The following is a 4,625-nucleotide window of genomic DNA, read 5'->3' on the forward strand; positions in this document are numbered from 1 at the left end:
TACATCCAGTACGAGGGCTCGCACCCGGCACGCCGAGAGCACGCACCGGACGCCGCTCCTTGACGGGCAAACGTTGCCTGCCGCGGCACTAGCTCTCCGGCTGTTCGATCAGCTGGGCGAGGTAGAGCGCCTCGCCGAGCTTCTCCAGCAGGTCCAGCTGGGTGTCGAGGTAGTCGATGTGGTGCTCCTCGTCGGCGAGGATGTCCTCGAAGATGTTCGCGGACGTGATGTCGCCCTTCTCGCGCATCACCTTGATGCCGCGCTTGAGCCGGTCGATCGCCTCCACCTCGACCTGCTTGTCCGCCTCGAACATCTCCCTGACCGTCTGCCCCACGCGCACGTGGAACAGCCGCTGGTAGTTCGGCAGCCCCTCCAGGAACAGGATCCGGTCGGTGAGCACCTCGGCGTGCTTCATCTCGTCGAACGACTCGTGCCGCGTGTACTTCGCGAGCTTCGTCCAGCCGAAGTTCTCCTGCATCTTCGCGTGCAGGAAGTACTGGTTGATCGCGGTGAGCTCGCCGGTGAGCTGCTCGTTGAGGAACTCGATGACCTCGGGATCGCCCTGCATCGCAGCGGCTCCTTCCACCTGGGGAAACAAGGGAGGTTGCGGCGGCATGATTGCACCGGCGTTGATGATCGTCCAGTAAGTGCGCACTTAGTAAGTAAATGGACGCTTAGTGCCGGTTGCCCGGTTTGACGCCTCCCTGGTCATGTGCACTGCCTGGGGTCTGTCAGGATGGAGGCATGGGTCAGCCGGTGGAGCGAGAGTCTGGAGAATCGGGAGAGGCCGTACGGCCCGAGCTTCCGCCGGGGCAGCGACTTCAGCGCGGCTGGCCGGTCACGCACTACGGGCCCGTGCCCAAGTTCCGGCCCGAGCGCTGGGAGTTCCGGGTCTTCGGCGCCACCGCCGACGGCGAGAAGCACTGCTGGAACCACGAGGAGTTCACGGCCCTGCCGTACACCACCGTCGTGGCCGACCTGCACTGCGTCACCAAGTTCAGCATGCTCGGCGCCGAATGGGGTGGCATCCCGGCCCGGACGATCCTGGAGATCGCCCCGCCCGCGCCCGACGTCACCCATGTGATGGTCTGGGCGGAGTACGGGTTCAGCTCCAACCTCCGCCTGCCGGACTTCGCCTCCGAGCGCACGCTGTTCGCCACCCACAAGGACGGCGAACTCCTCACCGCGGAACACGGCTTCCCGCTCCGCCTCGTCGTCCCCCACCTGTACGCCTGGAAGGGACCCAAGTGGGTCCGCGGCGTCGAGTACATGACCACCGACCGCCGCGGCTTCTGGGAGGAGCGCGGCTATCACAACATCGGCGACCCCTGGAAAGAGCAGCGGTACTCCTACCAGGAGGGCCCGGCGGAAGGGCCGGAACTCTGACCGGCGCTCCCGCCGTCAGCCGTCCGCGAGCTTCTTCAGCCGACTGAGCCTCTTCAGCCGTCCCTGAGCTTCTTCAGGCGCTCCACGTCCGCCGCGTGGCCCTCCTTGCCGCCGGGTGTCTCGATGATCAGGGGGACGCCCGCGGTCGCCGGGTGGGTCATCAGGGCGCGGAAGGGGTCCTCGCCGATGTGGCCGGCGCCGATGTTCTCGTGGCGGTCCTTGTGCGCGCCCACCACGTCCTTGGAGTCGTTGGCGTGGATCAGCTTCAGCCGGCCCTCGCCGACCGTGTCCACCAGCAGGTCCAGCGTCTGGTGCATGCCGCTCGGCCCGGTCAGGTCGTGCCCGGCGGCGAAGACATGGCAGGTGTCCAGGCACACGCCCAGCTTCGGGTGGGCGTCCAGGGCCTCGAAGTACGGCCCGAAGTCCCAGGTGCGGGAGCAGAGCGAGGCGCCCTGCCCGGCCGTGGACTCCAGCAGCAGGTACGGATCGTCGTCGTGGGTGAGCTCGTCCAGCAGCGGCAGCAGATGCTCCCGCACCTGCTTCAGCGCCACCGACCGGTCCCGGCCGCCGGTCGCGCTCCCGGTGTGCACCACCACGCCGAGCGCGCCGATCTCCCGCCCCCGCCGCAGCGAGTGCCGCAGGGACTCCACCGACCGCTCCACGGTCGCCTCGGTGTGCGAGCCGAAGTTGATCAGGTACGGCGCGTGCACATACGCCGGGATCGCCCCCTCGGCGCAGGTCTCGCGGAACACCTCGTCCTGCCGCGGGTTCCCGGCGGGCGTGGCCCACCCGCGCGGGTTGGCCACGAAGACCTGCACGGTCTCGGCCTTCAGGTCACGGGCGTACGACAGCCCGACGGAGTGCAGGCCGCCGGCCACGGGCACGTGACCGCCCACCGGATTGCGGGCGGGGACGGGAAGGGGGCCGGGGACGGCGGAGCCGGAGTGCTGCGGTGTCACCCCTTCAGGGTGTCATGGCCCGGGAGGGCCGCCGTCACCGGATGGTGATCGTGATCGTCGACCCCTTGGGTGCCGTCTCGCCGCCGTCCACGGACTGCTTCTTCACGGTGTCGCCGAACAGCCCGAGCAGCCCGCGGTCCTCGTCGACCTTGAAGCCGGCGTCCTCCAGCTGCTGCTTCGCGTCGTCCACGCTGTCGCCCACCACGTCCGGCACCTGGACCATCACCGGGCCCTTGGACAGGGTCAGCGTCACCGTGTCGCCCTCGGCGGCCTGGCCGTCGCCCGCCGGGGTCTGCCGGGCGACCTTGCCCTTGTCGACCTCGGAGTTGACCTGCTGCGCGGACACCTTCACCTTCAGCCCGGCGCCCTGGAGCTCCTGCTTCGCGCTGTCCAGGTCGTCGCCGGTGACGTCCGGCACGTCGATCGGGCTGCCCTTGCTGACGGTCAGCGCGATCGCCGAGCCCGCGTGCCGCACGGTGCCGGCGTCCGGGGCCGTGCGGACCACGGAACCGTTGGGGACGCTCTCGCTGAACTCCCGGGTGACCATGCCCGGCGCCAGTCCCGCCGCCTTCAGCCGTGCCCGCGCCTCGGCCAGCGTCCGGCCCGACAGGTCCGGCACCTTCACGGTCCTCGGGCCGTCGGAGATCGTCAGGGTCACCGAGTCGTTGCTGCGGATGCGGGCGCCTGCCGCCGGATCGCTGCTGATCACCGTGCCCTTGTCCACGGTGTCGTTGTAGGCGTGCTTGACCTGCTTGACCTCGAGCCCGGCCTTCTTCAGCCGCTCCTCGGCCTGCGCCTCGGTCTTCGTCAGCAGCGGGGGGACCCGCGTGAACTGGCCGGAGTTGATGTACCAGACCCCCGCACCGACCCCGAGGACCAGCAGCACGGCGGCCACGACCGCGATGAGCCCGCGCCGGGGCCGCCCCGCCCGGCGGCCGGGCGGATCGGCGGGCGGGGTCTGGAGCAGGCTGGTCCGGTTGAGGCCCGCCCCCGGCTCCTCCTCGTTGACCGGCAGCGGCCGGGGCACCGTCAACGCGCGCGGGATCACGCTCGTCCGGTCCTCGGCGTTGTCGTGCGGGGCGGCGACCGCCTGCGGCGGCACCACGTCCAGCCGCTCGTCACCGACCCGCGCGCGGGCCTCCCGCACCTGGGCGAGGAAGGCCACGGCATCCTGCGGCCTGAGCTCGGGGGAGCGGGCGGTGGCGGCGGCGACCAGCTCGTCCAGCTCGTACGCCAGCCCCGGCACGGCGGCCGAGGGCGGCGGCACGTCCTCGTGGATGTGCTTGTAGAGCACCTGGGCGGGGGTGTCCCCGGAGTGCGGCTTGCCGCCTGTCAGCATCTCGTAGAGCAGGACACCGCACGCGTACACGTCGACGCGCGGATCCGCCGTCCCGTGCTCTATCTGCTCGGGCGCCAGGTACGACACCGTCCCGAGCACGGCTCCGGTCGTGCTGGTCACCGTGTCCACGGACCGCACGAGCCCGAAGTCGGCCACCTTGACCCGCCCGTCGTCCCCTATCAGGACGTTCTCCGGCTTCATGTCCCGGTGCACGAACCCGGCCCGGTGCGCGGACCCGAGCGCGGCCAGCACCGGCTCCAGGATGTCCAGCGCGGCCCGCGGCTGGAGCGCGCCCCGCTCGCGCAGCACGTCCCGCAGGGTGCACCCGGCGATGTACTCCATGGCCAGATACACGTACGACCGGTCGGTCCCCTGGTCGAACACTTGCACGACATTGGGGTGGGCGAGCCGGGCCACCGACTTCGCCTCCCGGATGAACCGCTCCACGAACGATCCGTCGGCCGCGAGCGTCGGGTGCATCACCTTGAGCGCGAGGACCCGGTCCAGCCGGGTGTCCAGTGCCCGGTAGACCGTGGCCATCCCGCCGGCCGCGATCCGCGCGTCCACGCGGTAGCGGCCGTCGAGCACCTGCCCGACGAGAGGGTCCTGAAGGGTCGTATCCACGCAGGTGAGTCTACGAGCCAGGACCGACACCCCCACGGTTTCGGCCAGGATCGGACCCGTACTGAAGCGGACCTGTGACGCTTCCCACGCCGAGGGGACAGAGCCGACCACGACCGGAAAGCCGCCGACGGCGAAGAAGCCCCACTGGAGACGTCCACCTCTGAACCGACTGGAAACGGTGGTGCGTGGGTGGGAGACAAAAACGGGACTACAGCGGGCCCGAACTAGGGTCCGTCTTCAAAGATCATCGGGTGGTGGATCATGGTGGGGTGATACGTCGCCATGAACTCACCGATCAGGAGTGGGAGTTACTCGCT

4 protein-coding genes are annotated in these 4,625 nt (G+C 69.9%); 1 reads left to right on the plus strand and 3 read right to left on the minus strand.

Translation table 11 applies throughout. The annotated features are described in order from the left end of the window. Positions 1-88 precede the first annotated feature (88 nt). The gene (bfr, locus tag ABZ915_RS48655; RefSeq protein ID WP_361817902.1) at positions 89-568 is read right to left on the minus strand and encodes a bacterioferritin; all 480 of its coding nucleotides are present in this window, start codon (positions 566-568) and stop codon (positions 89-91) included. Between the two features lie 176 nt (positions 569-744). Here bfr and ABZ915_RS48660 point away from each other — a divergent pair, with 176 nt between their 5' ends. Next, complete coding sequence (locus tag ABZ915_RS48660) at positions 745-1,386, plus strand: sulfite oxidase-like oxidoreductase (RefSeq protein ID WP_361817904.1); 642 nt, start codon at positions 745-747, stop codon at positions 1,384-1,386. A 53-nt stretch (positions 1,387-1,439) separates the two neighbouring features. Here ABZ915_RS48660 and ABZ915_RS48665 read toward each other — a convergent pair whose 3' ends face one another. Further along, positions 1,440-2,345: a deoxyribonuclease IV gene (locus ABZ915_RS48665; RefSeq protein ID WP_361817907.1), complete on the minus strand. Its 906-nt coding sequence runs from the start codon at positions 2,343-2,345 to the stop codon at positions 1,440-1,442. 34 nt (positions 2,346-2,379) lie between these two features. Beyond that, entirely contained in the window at positions 2,380-4,308 is a 1,929-nt protein-coding gene (gene pknB, locus ABZ915_RS48670; RefSeq protein WP_361817910.1) for a Stk1 family PASTA domain-containing Ser/Thr kinase, read from the minus strand. Positions 4,309-4,625: the final 317 nt, after the last annotated feature.

This window comes from Streptomyces sp. NPDC046915, from assembly GCF_040644935.1.
Lineage (GTDB): Bacteria > Actinomycetota > Actinomycetes > Streptomycetales > Streptomycetaceae > Streptomyces.